This is a genomic window from Stenotrophomonas sp. YJH_SMC_40, assembly GCF_059368615.1.
This window is the reverse complement of sequence record NZ_JCAFRX010000005.1, coordinates 331045-345989: the sequence shown is the minus strand read 5'-3', so window position 1 is coordinate 345989 and position 14945 is coordinate 331045. Positions and strand designations below refer to the sequence as shown.

Here is a 14945-nt window from a genome sequence, read left to right as displayed (position 1 = left end):
ATGGGCAGCCTGCCGAAATTCCTGCCGATCACCGTGATCGACTCCGCCGCACCGGTTCCCGCCGAGGCGCATTCGCACCACCATGACGCGGCGGCACAGGGGCCGCGCTCGCTCGGGCAGCCGGCACCGTGCCGGCTGTTCGTGGACGAGACCGCGATCAGCGAGGCTGACATCGCCCGCGAGATGCAGCACCACCGGGCGATGCGCCCGGAGCAGTCTCGTGCTGAAGCGGCACGTGCACTGGTGGTGCGTGAGCTGCTGCGCCTGGAAGCGCAGCGGCTTGGGCTGCAGGCGCCGGAGGGCAACCGGGTAAGCGACGAGGAAGTGCTGATCCAGCAACTGCTGGAAGATGCGATCGAAGACCGCGTGCCGACCGATGAAGACTGCCGCCGCTACTTCGAGCAGAACCCGGAGCGCTTCCGCTCGCCCGACCGCGTGCGCCTGCGCCATATCCTGCTGGCCGCGCCGGCCGACGACGTGGCTGGGCGCTTCGCCGCACGTACCGAGGGCGAGCGGCTGGTCGGGCTGCTGAAGGAGTCGCCGCACCTGTTCGCCGATTTCGCCTTGCGCCATTCGCGTTGCCCATCCAGCAGCGAAGGCGGCGACCTGGGCTGGCTGCAGCGCGGGCAGACCACGCCGGAGTTCGACCGCCAGGTGTTCCGCCTGCGCGAGGGCCTGGCCGGTTTCCCGGTGGAATCACGCTGGGGCTACCACGTGGTCTGCGTCGATGCCCGCGAGCAAGGCCACCCGCAGCCGTTCGAAACGGTGCTGCCGCAGCTGCGTGACTACCTGGAGCTACAGGTACGGCAACGCGAGGTGCAGGCCTACCTGCTGCAGCTGCAGGAGCGCTACCCGGTGCGCGGGCTGGATGAGATCGAAGCCGAAGCGGATATCGGCTGAACCCCCTTGAACGAGGAAAATTCATGAACCAGGCCCTTGCCCCCGCCAGTGCCGGGCAGCAGCAACGTGCGCTGTGGCTGAGCACGTTCGCCTTCACCGTGTGCTTCGCGGTGTGGATGATCTTTTCGATCATCGGTATCCAGATCAGTCAACAGCTCGGATTGAATGACACCCAGTTCGGCCTGTTGATCGCCACGCCGGTGCTGACCGGCTCGGTCAGCCGCGTCTTCCTCGGCATCTGGTCCGACCAGTTCGGTGGCCGCAAGGTGATGGTGCTGGTGATGCTGTGTGGCGCAGTGGCCACCTGGATGCTGACCTACGCACAGACCTACACCCAGTTCCTGATTGCCGCGCTGTGCGTGGGCATCGCCGGCGGTAACTTCTCGGTGGGCGTGGCCTACGTCTCGAAGTGGTTCCCGGCCAGCAAGCAGGGCACCGCACTGGGCATCTTCGGTGCCGGCAACATTGGCTCGGCGGTGACCAAGCTGCTGGCGCCGCTGGTGATGGTGGCGGCCGGCTGGACCATGGTCGCCAAGGTCTGGGCCGTTGCGCTGGCAGTTACCGCGGTGCTGTTCTTCCTCTTCAGCAAGGAAGACCCGTCGCTGGAGCAGCGCCGCCGCGAGGGCGTGAAGCCGGTCCCGTTCGCCGAGCAGATGGCGCCGCTGAAGAACCTCCAGGTCTGGCGGTTCTCGCTGTACTACTTCTTCGTGTTCGGCGGCTTCGTGGCGCTGGCGCTGTGGCTGCCGCACTACCTGGTGGGCGCCTATGGCATGGACGTGGGCCACGCCGGCATGTTGGCGGCGTGCTATTCGATCCCGGCCAGCCTGTTCCGCGTGGTCGGTGGCTGGATGTCGGACCGGATGGGCGCGCGCCGGGTGATGTACTGGACCTTCGGCGTGTCGGCCATCTGCACCTTCCTGCTGGCCTACCCGGATACCGAGTATGTGGTGAAGGGCATCCATGGCCCGATCCACTTCCATCTGGCCATCGGGGTGGTGATGTTCACCGTGCTGGTGTTCGTGCTGGGCTTCTTCATGTCGTTGGGCAAGGCCGCGGTCTACAAGCATATTCCGGTGTACTACCCCAGGCACGTGGGTGCGGTGGGCGGCGTGGTCGGCATGATCGGTGGCCTGGGTGGCTTCATCCTGCCGATCGTGTTTGGCGCGCTGAATGACGCGGTGGGCATCTGGAGCAGCTGCTTCATGCTGCTGTTCGTGCTGGTGGCGGCTGCACTGGCGTGGATGCACTTTGCGATCCGTCGCATGGAACGCCGCCACTTCCCGCAGATCGACCGCGAAACCGATCTGCCCGAAGCCATCGATGCGGCCGCCGCCGAGCGGGTGCGCGGCGGGTGAAGGTGTTTGCCGGCCAGCGGCCGGCACTACCAAATGGTGGGTGAAGGGGTAGTGCCGGCCGCTGGCCGGCAGCCACCATCAGATGCGCCGCGCTTGATTTCAATCAGGGCCACGCGAAGAGGAACGCCCGAAGATGTCTGCCATGAGCTTCCACGTTGACGAGAGCGAGGACACTGCGCTGCAGGCGGCATTGCTGCGGCAGCCCCGGCACGTGCTGTTTCCGCCGGCTGACCAGTTCAGCACCGGCTTTGGCGAAAGCGGGTGGCGCGCCGCCGTGCGCGCCAGCAACGAGCACCTGATTCCGCGTGGCTTGACGCTCGGCTTCCAGGCCGGCCGTGGCGGACGCGATGCGCCACCGCAGGCGTATCTGGATACCCTGCTGCTGGCGCTGCGGCTGCAGGCCGACGCGCTGGCCGAGGACCGTGAAGTGGTGGCGATGGTGCTGCAGCTGGGGCTGGCCGAGACGTTGCCGCCGCCGCAGCTGGGCCAGCTGCTGGATGCGGTGCCGCAGCACCTGCGCACCGTGGCGCGGCCCCAGGTGGAGGTGCGGCTGGACGCAGGCAGCGCGCTGGCGCCGGCGCAGCTGCGTGCGGTGGGCTGCACCCGCTTGAACGTGATCGATCGTGCCGATGCACCGGGGCCGACCCTGCTGGCACAGGCGCGACAGGTGGGCTTCACCGCGCGCTACTACCAGTTGCGGGTACCCGGCAGCGAGGACGCCGGCTTCATTGAACGGCTGCACGAGGTGCTGGCCGAGGCGCCGGAGCGCATCCTGCTGCCGGCGCCGTGTGCGCTGCCGGAACATCCCTCGGCCGTCCATTGGCTGCAGGCCTGGCGCCTGCTGCGCGCTGCGGGTTATGAACCGATCGGTGGCGATCACTATCAGCGCGGCGATCTGCCGAACCCGCACGGTCCGGGCGATGGCCAGCGCCATTGCGATCTTGCCGGTGTGCCACGCCGCGACCGCAGCGATTTCATCGGCCTTGGGCTGTCCGCCTGCAGCCAGATCGGCGAGGTGTTCTACCGGCTGGAGGACGAACTGGGCGAATGGCGTGCGCGGCTGCAGGCCGGGCACATGGGCGTGTCTGCCGGGTTGATCCTGTCCGAGGACGAGCGGTTGGTGGCCGAAGTGGCGCAGAGCATCGCCTGTGACCACGCCCTCGATGCGGCTGCCTTCGAGTGGCGCAACGATGAACCGTTCGAGGAATGTTTTGCCGAACAGCTGCCCGCGTTGTCGCCGTTGCTGGCACGCGGCTGGGCGCAGTGGGATGCGCGCGTACTGCGCCTGGCCGAAGAAGGGCGCCTGCTGTGGCGTATGATGGCCGCATGCTTCCGGCCGGCGGCCGCCATCGCTTGAGTCTTGCCCCGATGTCTTCAATTCCGCCTTCGCAGGGCCGTCTCGGCCGGGCCACACCCAACCCCGCCGCCGCCGATGATGGCGACGCACTGCACTTCTGCAGCACCTGTGCGTTCTCCGACGCATGCATGTCGCAGGGTTACGACAAGACAGCACTGGGCGATCTGCACGTGCTGGTGGACCATGTCGGTCCGTTCCATGCGGGTGACTACATTTTCCGCGCTGGCGAATCGTTCGATTCGATTGCTGCAGTGCGCGCTGGCATGGTCAAGACCTTCGTCGATGACAGCCAGGGCAACGAGCAGGTGCTGGGCTTCAGCCTGCCGGGTGAAGTGATCGGCCTCAACGCGATCCACGGTTCACGCTTTCCCTGCAATGCGGTGGCGCTGGACACCGTGCACCTGTGCCGCATCTCGTTCCCCAAGCTCAGCCTGTTGGCCACCCGCATGCCGGGGCTACAGGCCAAGCTGTTCAGCCTGCTCAGCGCGGAGATCGGCAAGGTCGCGACCCTGGCCGCCAACCACCGTACCGAAGAACGCATGGCTGCGTTCCTGCTGGACATGTCCGAGCGCTACGCGCGGCGCGGCTTTTCCGCCACGCGCTTCAACCTGACGATGGCGCGTACCGAGATCGCCAATTACCTGCGGATGGCGCCGGAAACCGCCAGCCGCGTGCTGCGCCGCCTGAGCGATGATGGGATCATCGCGGTGAAGCAGCGCGAGATCCTGTTGCTGCAGCCCGAGCGCCTGGCAGCGCTGGCGGTGGCCGACGAATCCGATCCGAACTGAACCTGGCCGGGAGCCGACGATGAAGCGAGCTGGACTGTTGTTGCTGGGCCTGCTGGCCACGGTACCGGCCTGGACGGCTGAGCTGACGGTGTCGGCGGCGTCGAGCCTGACCGAGAGCTTCCGTGAACTGGGCGCGGCCTACGAAAAGGCGCACCCGGGAACCAAGGTGGATTTCAACTTCGCCGCCTCCGGCGTGCTGCTGCAGCAGATCAGCCGCGGCGCACCGGTGGATGTGTTCGCGTCGGCCGATGAAACCACGATGGACCAGGCCGAACAGCAGGATCTGCTGGCGGCCGGCACCCGCGAGGTGTTCGCGGTGAACGCGCTGTGGGTGGTGGTGCCGCCGCAGGCCAAGGCGGCGCCGCGTACCTTGAAGGACCTGGCCGGTGCCGGTGTGCAGCGCATCGCACTGGGCAACCCGGACAGCGTGCCGGTCGGCCGCTATGCCAAGGGCGCGCTGGAAGCGGCGGGCCTGTGGCCGTCGGTGCAGGGCAGGATCATCACGACGCAGAACGTGCGCCAGTCGCTGGATTACGTGGCGCGGGGTGAAGTGGATGCCGGCTTCGTCTATGCCACCGATGCGCAGGCGATGCCCAACCGCGTGCGCCGTGCCTTCGCGGTGCCGGTGCCCGGGCGCATTGCCTATCCGCTGGCCGTGATCAAGGCCAGCCCACAGCAGGCGGAAGCCAGGCGCTTCACCGCCTTCTTGCGTTCGGCACAGGGCCAGGCGATCCTGGCCAAACACGGGTTCGGCAAGCCCTGAGGCATGGATCTGGACTGGAGCGCACTGTGGTTGTCGCTGAAGGTGGCCGGCTGGGCCACCGCGATCAATCTGGTGCTGGGCGTGGCACTGGGCGCATTGCTGGCGCGGCGGCGATTTCCCGGCCGTGAGCTGCTGGATTCGCTGCTGACCTTGCCGATGGTGCTGCCGCCGACGGTGCTGGGCTACTACCTGCTGGTGCTGATCGGCCGCAATGGCCCGATCGGCGCGTGGCTGCAGTCGTGGTTCGGTATCAACCTGGTGTTCACCTGGCAGGCTGCAGTGATCGCGGCGGCGGTGGCTTCGCTTCCGCTGGTGTTCAAGCCTGCGCGCGCGGCGTTCGAGGAAGTGGACGGGCAGTTGGAACAAGCCGCACGCACGCTCGGTGTGTCCGAAGCCGCGGTGTTCTTCCGCATCACGTTGCCGCTGGCTTGGCGTGGCATTCTTGCCGGGCTGCTGCTGGCATTCGCACGCGCCATGGGCGAGTTCGGTGCCACGCTGATGGTGGCGGGCAGCATTCCGGGTCGCACGCAGACGCTGTCGATCGCCATCTACGAGGCGGTGCAGGCCGGTCAGGATGGCAAGGCCAATGCGCTGGTGATCCTGACCTCGGTGGTCTGCATCGTGATCCTGTTGCTGGCTGCGCGGCTGGTGGGCGGACGTCGCCGGGAGCTGCGTGATGTGGCTTGACCTGCAGGTGCAGCGCCGCCTGCGGGCGGCCGGCCAGGATTTCGTGTTGGACGTATCGCTGCAGTGCACGCAGCGGCAGGTAGTGCTGTTCGGACCCTCGGGTGCCGGCAAGAGCCTGACGCTGAAGGCGGTGGCCGGGCTGCTGCGGCCCGGGCAGGGACATGTGCGCGTGCAGGGGCAGACCTTGTTCGATGCGGCCAACGGCGTGGATCTGCCGCCGCAGCGCCGCCGGCTGGGCTACGTGTTCCAGGATTACGCGTTGTTCCCGCACCTTAGCGTGCGCCAGAACGTGGCGTTCGGGCTGGAGCGCGGGTGGTTGAATCCGCGCGCGCGCCAGCGCTTCGATGCGGTGGAGCAGTGGCTGCACGCATTCCGCATCGACACGGTGGGCGATCTGCTGCCCGCGCAGGTCTCCGGTGGCCAGCGCCAGCGCACTGCATTGGCGCGCGCCCTGGTGACGCAGCCGCAGGCGCTGCTGCTGGATGAGCCGTTCTCCGCACTGGACCACGACCTGCGGCAGCACCTGCGCCAGGAGCTGGAAACCGTGTTGGACCGGACCGGCATCCCGTTGTTGCTGATCAGCCACGACCCGCAGGACGTGGCCATGTTCGGCCAGCAGGTGGCGCGCGTGGTCGACGGCCGCATCGTCGGCGATTGACCTGCACCTGTAGAGCCGAGCCCATGCTCGGCTGCTCTGCGCGACACCGCCAACAGCAGCCGAGCGTGGGCTCGGCTCTACAGGATCAACGGATCAATACAGTTCACAGTGCGTGCGGCCTTCGCCCCGCAGTGTGTCCCAGTGTCCTTCACCACCGATGGCATCGATGGCCTCGCGCACCGCGCCTTCCAGGTGGCGCTTGCTGCCGCACAGGTACAGATGCCCACCGCGGGCCAGGACGTCGCGCACTTCGCTGGCGCGCTGCTGCAGCACATGCTGCACATAGACCTTTTCGGTGCCATCGCGCGAGAACGCGGTATGCAGGCCGGCCAGCACGCCACGCGTGTGCCAGTCCTGCAGCTGGTCGCGGTACAGGTAGTCGTGCTGGCGATGCTTCTCGCCGAACACCAGGTGCACTTCACGTTCGCAGGCGTTGGCCTGCAGCTCCTGCATCAGGCCCATCAGCGGTGCGATGCCGGTGCCGGTGCCGACCAGCAGCAGCGGCGCTTCGCCGGTGTCAGGTAGATGGAATCCGGGGTTGGAGCGGCAGTACACACGGGCATGGTCGCCGCCATGCAGCAGGCTGCCGGTGGCAGTGCCGAAGCGTTCGCGGCCGCGCAGGGTGTAGCGCACTTCGCGCACGCATAGGCTCAGCTGGTCGTCGCACGGGTGCGAGGCGATGGAATAGGCGCGCGGCAGCCGCGGTGACAGCAGTTCGCGCAACCGGGCCAGCGGCACGCTGTCCGGCGTGGCGTGGTCCTGCAGCACATCCAGCAGGTCCAGGCCGTGCAGGTAGGCGTCCAGTTCACGCTTCTGGCTGACCTTCAACAGGTCCTTCAGCAATTCGCTGCCACTGAGCCGGGCCAATTCGCGCAGCACCCCCTTGCTCAGCAGGCGCAGCTCGCGGTCATGCAGGGCGGCCACGGCGGTGGTGTCGCCGTACCAGGTGGCCAATGCCTGCAGCAGGGCAGGATCGTTCTCGGGTACTACGTGCAGGGTGTCGCCCGCGCGATAGGCCATGCCACTGCCGGCAATGTCCAGTTGCAGGTGCCACGCGGCCGGGTCGCTGCTGTTCAGGCGGCGACGCTCGAGAATGGGGGCGGCAAAGGCATTGTCTTCGCCATAGGCGGTGACCTGCAGGCGCAGGTCCTGGCCAGCGCTGAGGTCACCCTCCAGCACCTGGCCCAGCACCGGCTGCCATTGCTGGAAGAACTGCTCGTAGCCCAGATCGGCGTCCACGCGGTGCAGCAGCGGCTGGGCCTGGCGCTCGCTTAGTGCTACATCCAGCGCCTTGGTGAAGCCGCAGAAACTGGGGTAGCCGGTGTCACCCAGGCCGAACACCGCATAGCGCAGGCCGCGCAGCGTCGGGGTCTGGCGCAGTGTTTCGAAGAACTGCTCGCCATTGGCCGGCGGTTCGCCATCGCCGAACGAGCTGGAGATCGCCAGCAGCACATCGCCGTGGCCGAGACTGGCCACGTCGATGTCGTTGAACGGGAGCACCTGCGGCCCGTGCGGCTGCAGGTCCGCGCCCAGGCGCTGGGCCAGGGCGCGGGCGTTGCCCGACTCGGACGCGAAACCCACCAGCAGGCGGCTGAAGGGCGTACTGGCCGGGAGGGCGTTCACGCGGCCTCGTAGAAGTCGTCGAACTTTTCCTTGCTGAACTCGACCAGGTCGTAGTTCTGCATCAGGTCGTTCACCACGCGGCGGATGCTGATGTACGAGGTGATGTTGCCGTCGGCGTCGAACAGCGGCTGCACGGTGGTGTCTACCACGTAGAGCACGCCGCCCTTGCCGAGGTTGGGCACGATGCCGGTCCAGGTCTTGCCGGCCTTGATGGTGTCCCACATGTCCTTGTAGACCGCCTTGGGCACATCCGGGTGGCGCACGATGCTGTGCGGCTGGCCGATCAGTTCCTCGCGGGCGAAGCCGGTGAGCGTGCAGAACAGGTCGTTGGCATAGGTGATATTGCCCTGCAGGTCGGTGGTGGAGATCACCATGACGTTCTGCATGGCGTTCAGAAGCTGGACGTTGTCGGGGGTGTAGCTCATCGCAGGGTCCTTGTGGATGCCGGCAGCGCCGGCGTGTTCGGGTCCTGCATAGAAATACGCCCGCGCGGCGGCGGGCGGTTTGACATTGATCAAGTGGGTGATGCGATGGCCTGCGACCGGGTGTCGCAGGGAGATGCCATGTAGAACCGAGCCCACGCCAGAGCGAGCGCCTCAGCCCATCAGATAGCGCAGCACCCCGGCCGAGACCACGCCGATCAGCACCGTCGGCAGCATCGACAGCCGCGTGGCGGCCAGCAGGGTGATCGCCAGCGCGGCGAGGTCGGCGGGCTTGTCGGCGACGAAGTCCGGGGCGATCACCGAGATCAGCACGCAGCCCGGCGCAGCTTCCATCACCGTCACGGCGCGCCTGCTCAACGTGCGGTTGCGCAGCGCGAGGAAGCCGACGATGCGGGTCAGGTAAGTGGCGGCGGCCATCAGCACGATGGTCAGCACCGAGGTCCAGTGGATCAGTCCATTGAAGATCATTCCGCGTCCTCCGCCAGCAGCCAGGCGGCCGCCAGGCCGGCCAGTGCGCCGCTGGCCACGTACCACGCGCCCGGGATCAGCAGGTAGGTGGCGGCGGCCACGATCAGGCTGACCAGCCACGGCCGTGCTGCCTTCATGCCCTGCCACATGCCGCGCAGCAGCACCAGGAATACCGCAGGGAAGGCCATGTCGAAACCGTAGGCATGGATGTCGCCCAACATCGGGCCGACGATCGCGCCCAGTGCCGTGCAGGCCACCCAGACCGTGTACAGCCCTGCCGAAACGCCCAGGTAATAGGCCAGGCTGAAGCCGAGCGCACGGCGGCGCGCATCGGCAACCCCCATCGCCCAGCTTTCGTCGCACATGAAGAACAGCGCCGGCAGCACCCGGCGGCGCGGCAGATGCTGCAGCAGCGGAGCCAGGCTGGCGCCCATCAGCAGGTGGCGGCTGTTGACCAGCGCGGTGATCGCCACGATCAGTGCGATATGCGGCGGCGAGGTCCACAGTTCGACGGCGGCGAACTCCGAGCCGCCAGCGAAGTTGAGGCCGGTCATCAGTGGCACTTCCAGTGCGCTCAGGCCTTTCTGGGCCGCCTGCGCGCCGAGCACCAGGGCGAACGGAATGAAGCCGATCATCACCGGCACGGCGGCACGCAGGCCGCGCAGGAATTCGGCACGCGGGGCGGTATCGCAGGTGTCGGGCAGGGGGAGGGTGGTACGGGCGTCCATCGAACGGCACAACAAGGTGGGGGTGGCCCATGCTAGCGGTCCAATCGCGAAATCGGGTTGCGTTGATGCCACTGGATTCCGGATGATTGATATTTCATGCGGCCAGAAGTGACAAGGGCGAAATTGCATGCAGTATCAACTCGACAACCTCGATCGGCGCATCCTCGACGCCCTGCAGCGCGACGGCCGCCTGCAGAACCTGGAGCTGGCCCGGCTGGTCGGGCTGTCGCCGTCGGCCTGCCTGCGGCGGGTACGGCTGCTGGAGGAGGGCGGCTACATCGACCGCTACGTTGCCCTGCTGAATGAGGCCAAGGTGGGCCGTGGCTTCACGGTGTTCGTGCGGGTCTGGCTGCGCGGGCAGGACGAGGACACCACCAACCACTTCATCAACAGCATCAAGTCTTTCCCGGAAGTGCTTGAATGCCATCTGATGGCGGGCGACTGCGATTTCCTGCTGCGGGTGGCGGTGGCGGACCTTGATGCCTACCGGCAGTTCCAGATGCAGCACCTGAACCGGATTGCCGGGGTGCAGAACACCAAGACCGAGATTCCGATGCAGCGGATCAAGCAGACGACCCAGCTGCCGCTTTGAGGGATGGGTGGTTGCGGCCGGGTTGCACCCGGCACCCGCGGGTAGTGCCGGCCGCTGGCCGGCAACCTCAGGAGCAACAGCAACAGCAACAGCAACAGCGATGCTCCGTGGGGCGGCGGGGCGGTGTGGCCAGGCAGGACACGCCGTAAACCCTTCCTTGGGGGCTCGATGGCGCCATCCATGGCGCCAACGGTCCTGCCTGGCCACACCGCCCCGCTGCCTGACAGTTCCCCGCGATCTGTCGGGGTTGGATCCCGTTGCTTCGCAATGGGCTCTGACCCCCATGCGGAGATGGCGTGGTCTGTTCGATTCATTGATTCCTGATGCGTGACTGGCTCTACGGAGCCTGGCTCGACGCCAGGCTGTGGGCGGCGGTCATCGCAATGACATGTGCCCCCGGTACGGTTTGAGCCCGCTTGCGGGTCGCGCGCGGGCCGGGGTTCCGGTCGTGGTGCGCGTCCACTGCAGCTGCTGTCGCTGCCGAGGGTCATGTGTTCTACGTCAGGGGGCTGAATGGACACCATGCGGTCAGAACTTGGAAGGTGGCCATCGCCGCATGGCTGCTGCTGTCCTTTGCCGCTGTCGCGCAGGACGCTGTTCATGCCTACGACATCCCTGCGCAGCCGCTGGAACAGGCGGTCGAGCGCTTCAGCGTCATCAGCGGGTGGTCGGTGATGTACCCGGGCGATCTTGCCGCGGGTCGCAGCAGCCATGCGCTGCGCGCCAGCCTGCCGCCGCTGCCCGCCCTGCAGGCGCTGCTGCAGGACTCCGGCGTCGAGGCCGAGGTGATCGGCGAGCAGCGCGTGGTGCTGCGTCGGGGCATGCCCTCGGCCGCCGAACCCGGTGTTGGTGCCGAACTTCCCGAGGCCGAACGTCGGCGTCGTTATGGCGGCCTGCAACAGCGGCTGCGCGCGGCGTTCTGCGACGACCCCGAGATCGCGCCCGGCCGCTATGCCGCGACGCTGCGCTTCCGCATCGACGGCGCGGGCAAGGTGAGCGAGCCCGAGCTGCTGTCCGGCAGTGGCAGCGATCGCCGCGATGCTCACCTGCTGCAGGCAATGCAGGGCCTGGTGCTGGCGACCGAGACCGCCGCGCTGCCACAGCCGGTGACGCTGCAGATCCGTCCTTCCGGCACCGACCACGACTGTGGCGGGCGCGCGCCCCTTCCATGACTTCAAGGATTCGAACATGAGCAACGGTACGGCTGGGGCAGTTGACCTGATGGACCACCTTCTGGGTGCCTACGATGAGTTGAAGCGCCGGCTGGTGCGCAAGCTGGGCTCGGAAGAGCTGGCTGGCGACGCGTTGCAGGACACCTGGATGCGCCTGAGTGCGCGGCCTGACCGCCTGGACGCGGTGCAGAACCCCGCGGCCTACCTGCTGCGCATGGCGATGAACACCGTGATCGACCGCCAACGTGCTGACCACCGCCTGCTGAGCCTGGAGGAGGTGGATACGCTGATGGACATGGCCGACCCTGCACCTGGTCCAGCACAGGCGGCCGAGCTGGACTTCGCGCTGGAAGACATGGTCGGCCTGCTGCAGCGCATGCCCGAGCGCCGTCGCCGCATCCTGCTGGCAATCCGCGTCGATGGCCTGCAGCAGCGCGACGTGGCCGACCACCTCGGTGTGTCGCTGCGGCTGGTGCAGCGTGAGCTGAAGGCGGCCCAGGACTACCTGGCCGAGCGCAGCGGGCAGGGGCGCCAGGTGCGGTTCTGAGCGACGGCATCCGTCTACACTTTGACGCCGAGCAGAACCCCGCAGCGTGCGGGTCCGGCATGAGCCCCCATGGATCCTGACGATCGCCCGCAACGCCCGTTGGATGCCGTTGAGCGTCAGGCGCACGCGTGGGTGGTGCGGCTGACCTCGGGCGAGGCGACCGCCGCCGACGGGCGCCGGTTCCGCGCGTGGTGCGAGTCCGACCCGCGTCATCGTGAAGCGTTCGGACGTGCGCGCCGGCAGTGGGAGCAGGTGCGGCTGGCCGGCGAGCAGCTGCCCGCCGCCGCGCGCCAACCGGTCGCGCCGTCGCCGGCCCAGCGCTGGAGCCGGCGTGCCTTCCTGGGCGCGGCGATTGCCGCGCCGGCCAGTCTGGTGGTGGTGGCGGCGATCCGTCCGCCGCTGGGATTATGGCCCTCGGTGACGGCGATGGCGGCCGATTTCCACACCGGCACCGGTGAACGGCTGCAGATTGCACCCTTGCCGCAGCTGAAGATCGAACTGGATACGCAGAGCAGCCTGCGCCGCCGCGCGGACACGCAGGGCGAAGGCTTCGAGCTGGTGCAGGGCCAGGCCGCGATCGAGACCCAGGCCGGCCTGCGCCTGGCGTTGTTCGCGGGCCCGGGCTGCGTGATTGCCGATGAGGGAGCGGTGCGCCTGGACGTACGCAACACCCATGGCCAGGTGCGGGTGACCTGCCTGCAGGGCAGTGCCCGCATCGAGCATCCGCAGGGCCGGCTGCAGCTGCAGACGGGCCAGCAGACCCAGTACGACGAGCGCCTCAGTGGTGTGGTGACCGAGGCCGTGGCGTCGGAAGTGAGTGCGTGGACCGAGGGCATGCTGGTGTTCCGCCGCGCACCGCTGCGTGAGGTGGTGGAGGAGATCAACCGTTACCGCCGCGGCAAGGTACTGCTGGGCGAATCGGCATTGGCGCGCGCACCGGTCAGCGGTCGCTTCCGCATCGATGATCCGGACGCGGCACTTGAGCAGCTGCGACTGACGATGTCGCTGGATCTGCGTCGCTTTCCGGGTGGCATTGCCGTCCTTGGATAGATGAAGACGCTGGCCGTGCGCACCGCGCAGGGCTGTTGCAAGCAAGGAGAAGCCAAGGATGCGCAACGAGACCATCGGCGTGCTGGATCTGCGTCGCAATCTGTCGGCGTTGCTGGAAACCACGCAGCGACGGCCGTTGATGGTGCACCGCTACGGCTCGCCATGGGTGTGTGTGGTGTCCGACGCGCAGTGGCAGGAAAAGGCTGTGCTGCTGGACTTCGATCCGCAGTCGCACCCGCTGGCGATGCTGTTGCGCCTGCAGCAGCAGGTGTTGCCACTGGCTGAAACCGGTGCGTTGCCGCCTGCGGCGCTTGCTCGTGCGCTGTTGCTGATGGACATGCATGGCATCGGGGATCTGGCGCAGCTGCATGAGCAGGTGCTGCACCATCGGCTGTGGCACTGGTTCGTGGCCGGTACCCACGGTGTGATGGACAGCTGGCAATTGCCGGCGCTGCGCGTTGCGATGGGGTCATGGTGCGATGACGCGGAGATGACCGATGCGCTGGCCGCGTTCGCCGCGCGCAGCGATGTGGCGATACTGGCGCGCCGTTGCGGGGGCGACGCACCGCGACTGGAGCGCGAAGCCTGCAGGCAGATGACGCTGCGATGACGTTGGCGATGAAGCGCCACGCAGCGCACAGAGCTGCATGTGCGCTGTCGCTTCACCTGCCTTGCTGACGTCTTCTCCAGAGTACGGCGCACCACGCGTCGCGGAGCACGGGCGGCGCCGATGGCAGACAGTCGCAGGATCAGCATGCTGGAGCTGGATCGTCACCTGAGCCAGTCACTGGAGCAGGCGCGGCATACGCCATTGAACGTGCAGCGCTATGGGCACTCCTGGGTCTGGGTGCTGTCCAGTGACGCCTGGGCAGATGCGGCGCGCTGGGCGGCATTGGATGGTAGTGCGCACCCACTGGTGGCGCTGCGAAAAGCCATCGATCTGCAGCTGCGGCCCTGGCCCGAAGTGGCCATGAGCCTGCTGCCGCTTGATGGAGGCGATGCGCGGCTGCTGCAACGCGCGGCCCTGCTGGTGGTCATGCGCGATCTGAATAGTGCCCAGCGCGTGTACGACGACCTGCGCTATCACCAGGCCTATCGGATGTTCATCGGCCTCGATCATGGAACAGCGTGGTCGCCGATGCAGTGCGTGCGGCTGCTGCAGGCCTGTGCGCACCCATTGCTGCGCGGCTGCATCGACGATGCGCTGGCCGGCGTGCCGCGGCACCTGCTCGAGTCTGCATGTGCGCCGGCTGCGCGTGTTGCGCCCGTACAGGCACACGCGCAGCGAATTACCGGCGGATGTTTATCGTACTGACACATGCACCGCTGACCATGGCGCAGCGGTCTCTTCCAGGATGACGAGGGCGGAACAATGGCAAGGCAGGTTCGTGGTCGCAAAGCTCGGCAGAAGGGTTTCAGCCTGATCGAGATCATGGTGGTGGTGGTGATCATCGGCATCCTCGCCGCGCTGATCGTGCCGCGGTTGATGGACCGTCCCGACCAGGCACGCGTGGTGGCGGCGCGCCAGGACATCGCCGCATTGATGCAGGCCTTGAAGCTGTTCAAGCTGGACAACGGTCGCTATCCCAGTGCCGAGCAGGGCCTGCAGGCACTGGTGAAGCCCCCGCAGGGCGGTGGCACGATGCCGGTCACGCCCTATCTGGATCGCCTGCCCAATGACCCGTGGGGCCATCCGTACCAGTACCAGATTCCCGGAACCCATGGCGACATCGATGTGTTCTCGCTAGGCGCGGACAGCAAGCCCGGCGGCGACGCCGGGAACGCGGACATCGGCTCCTGGCAGCTGTGAGGCA

General features: G+C 67.4%; 18 protein-coding genes. 14 read left to right on the top strand and 4 right to left on the bottom strand.

Annotated features, from left to right (window positions below):
- The 7 genes from AC5P6X_RS12135 to AC5P6X_RS12105 all read left to right on the top strand — a co-directional run bounded on the left by AC5P6X_RS12135 (position 1) and on the right by AC5P6X_RS12105 (position 6508).
- On the top strand, positions 1-900 hold the full coding sequence (locus AC5P6X_RS12135) for a peptidylprolyl isomerase (protein ID WP_010485314.1): 900 nt from the start codon (positions 1-3) through the stop codon (positions 898-900).
- 23 nt (positions 901-923) lie between these two features.
- Entirely contained in the window at positions 924-2255 is a 1332-nt protein-coding gene (locus AC5P6X_RS12130) for an MFS transporter (RefSeq protein ID WP_010485315.1), read from the top strand.
- 142 nt (positions 2256-2397) lie between these two features.
- Entirely contained in the window at positions 2398-3612 is a 1215-nt protein-coding gene (locus AC5P6X_RS12125; RefSeq protein ID WP_010485316.1) for an oxygen-independent coproporphyrinogen III oxidase, read from the top strand.
- Between the two features lie 11 nt (positions 3613-3623).
- Entirely contained in the window at positions 3624-4400 is a 777-nt protein-coding gene (locus tag AC5P6X_RS12120) for a helix-turn-helix domain-containing protein (protein ID WP_010485317.1), read from the top strand.
- A gap of 19 nt (positions 4401-4419) precedes the next feature.
- Entirely contained in the window at positions 4420-5163 is a 744-nt protein-coding gene (gene modA / locus AC5P6X_RS12115) for a molybdate ABC transporter substrate-binding protein (RefSeq protein ID WP_010485318.1), read from the top strand.
- A gap of 3 nt (positions 5164-5166) precedes the next feature.
- On the top strand, positions 5167-5850 hold the full coding sequence (gene modB / locus AC5P6X_RS12110) for a molybdate ABC transporter permease subunit (protein WP_005413347.1): 684 nt from the start codon (positions 5167-5169) through the stop codon (positions 5848-5850).
- The gene (locus AC5P6X_RS12105; protein WP_010485319.1) at positions 5840-6508 is read left to right on the top strand and encodes an ATP-binding cassette domain-containing protein; all 669 of its coding nucleotides are present in this window, start codon (positions 5840-5842) and stop codon (positions 6506-6508) included. The genes modB and AC5P6X_RS12105 overlap by 11 nt, the downstream gene beginning before the upstream one ends.
- Before the next feature lie 93 nt (positions 6509-6601).
- On the opposite strand, the gene AC5P6X_RS12100 is transcribed toward AC5P6X_RS12105, so the two are convergent.
- The 4 genes from AC5P6X_RS12100 to AC5P6X_RS12085 form a co-directional block, all read right to left on the bottom strand.
- Entirely contained in the window at positions 6602-8131 is a 1530-nt protein-coding gene (locus tag AC5P6X_RS12100; protein WP_010485320.1) for a diflavin oxidoreductase, read from the bottom strand.
- Positions 8128-8556: a PAS domain-containing protein gene (locus AC5P6X_RS12095; RefSeq protein WP_010485321.1), complete on the bottom strand. Its 429-nt coding sequence runs from the start codon at positions 8554-8556 to the stop codon at positions 8128-8130. Before AC5P6X_RS12095 ends, AC5P6X_RS12100 begins: the two co-directional genes overlap by 4 nt.
- Before the next feature lie 171 nt (positions 8557-8727).
- Positions 8728-9042: an AzlD family protein gene (locus tag AC5P6X_RS12090; RefSeq protein ID WP_010485323.1), complete on the bottom strand. Its 315-nt coding sequence runs from the start codon at positions 9040-9042 to the stop codon at positions 8728-8730.
- Complete coding sequence (locus tag AC5P6X_RS12085) at positions 9039-9770, bottom strand: AzlC family ABC transporter permease (protein WP_010485324.1); 732 nt, start codon at positions 9768-9770, stop codon at positions 9039-9041. The genes AC5P6X_RS12090 and AC5P6X_RS12085 overlap by 4 nt, the downstream gene beginning before the upstream one ends.
- Before the next feature lie 127 nt (positions 9771-9897).
- Here AC5P6X_RS12085 and AC5P6X_RS12080 point away from each other — a divergent pair, with 127 nt between their 5' ends.
- The 7 genes from AC5P6X_RS12080 to gspG all read left to right on the top strand — a co-directional run bounded on the left by AC5P6X_RS12080 (position 9898) and on the right by gspG (position 14941).
- The gene (locus tag AC5P6X_RS12080; protein WP_005413654.1) at positions 9898-10362 is read left to right on the top strand and encodes an Lrp/AsnC family transcriptional regulator; all 465 of its coding nucleotides are present in this window, start codon (positions 9898-9900) and stop codon (positions 10360-10362) included.
- Positions 10363-10853: 491 nt separating this feature from the next.
- Complete coding sequence (locus AC5P6X_RS12075; protein WP_071305319.1) at positions 10854-11534, top strand: STN domain-containing protein; 681 nt, start codon at positions 10854-10856, stop codon at positions 11532-11534.
- Between the two features lie 16 nt (positions 11535-11550).
- Positions 11551-12081 carry an RNA polymerase sigma factor gene (locus AC5P6X_RS12070; protein ID WP_043396312.1) on the top strand — a complete coding sequence of 177 codons (531 nt, stop codon included), beginning with the start codon at positions 11551-11553 and terminating at the stop codon, positions 12079-12081.
- Between the two features lie 69 nt (positions 12082-12150).
- Positions 12151-13131, top strand: a complete 981-nt coding sequence (locus tag AC5P6X_RS12065; RefSeq protein ID WP_043396250.1) for a FecR family protein — start codon at positions 12151-12153, stop codon at positions 13129-13131.
- Between the two features lie 58 nt (positions 13132-13189).
- Entirely contained in the window at positions 13190-13741 is a 552-nt protein-coding gene (locus tag AC5P6X_RS12060; RefSeq protein WP_019337775.1) for a hypothetical protein, read from the top strand.
- 120 nt (positions 13742-13861) lie between these two features.
- Entirely contained in the window at positions 13862-14446 is a 585-nt protein-coding gene (locus AC5P6X_RS12055) for a hypothetical protein (RefSeq protein WP_043396248.1), read from the top strand.
- 57 nt (positions 14447-14503) lie between these two features.
- A complete protein-coding gene (gene gspG, locus AC5P6X_RS12050) occupies positions 14504-14941 on the top strand; it encodes a type II secretion system major pseudopilin GspG (protein WP_043396245.1) in 438 nt (145 codons plus the stop codon).
- Positions 14942-14945: the final 4 nt, after the last annotated feature.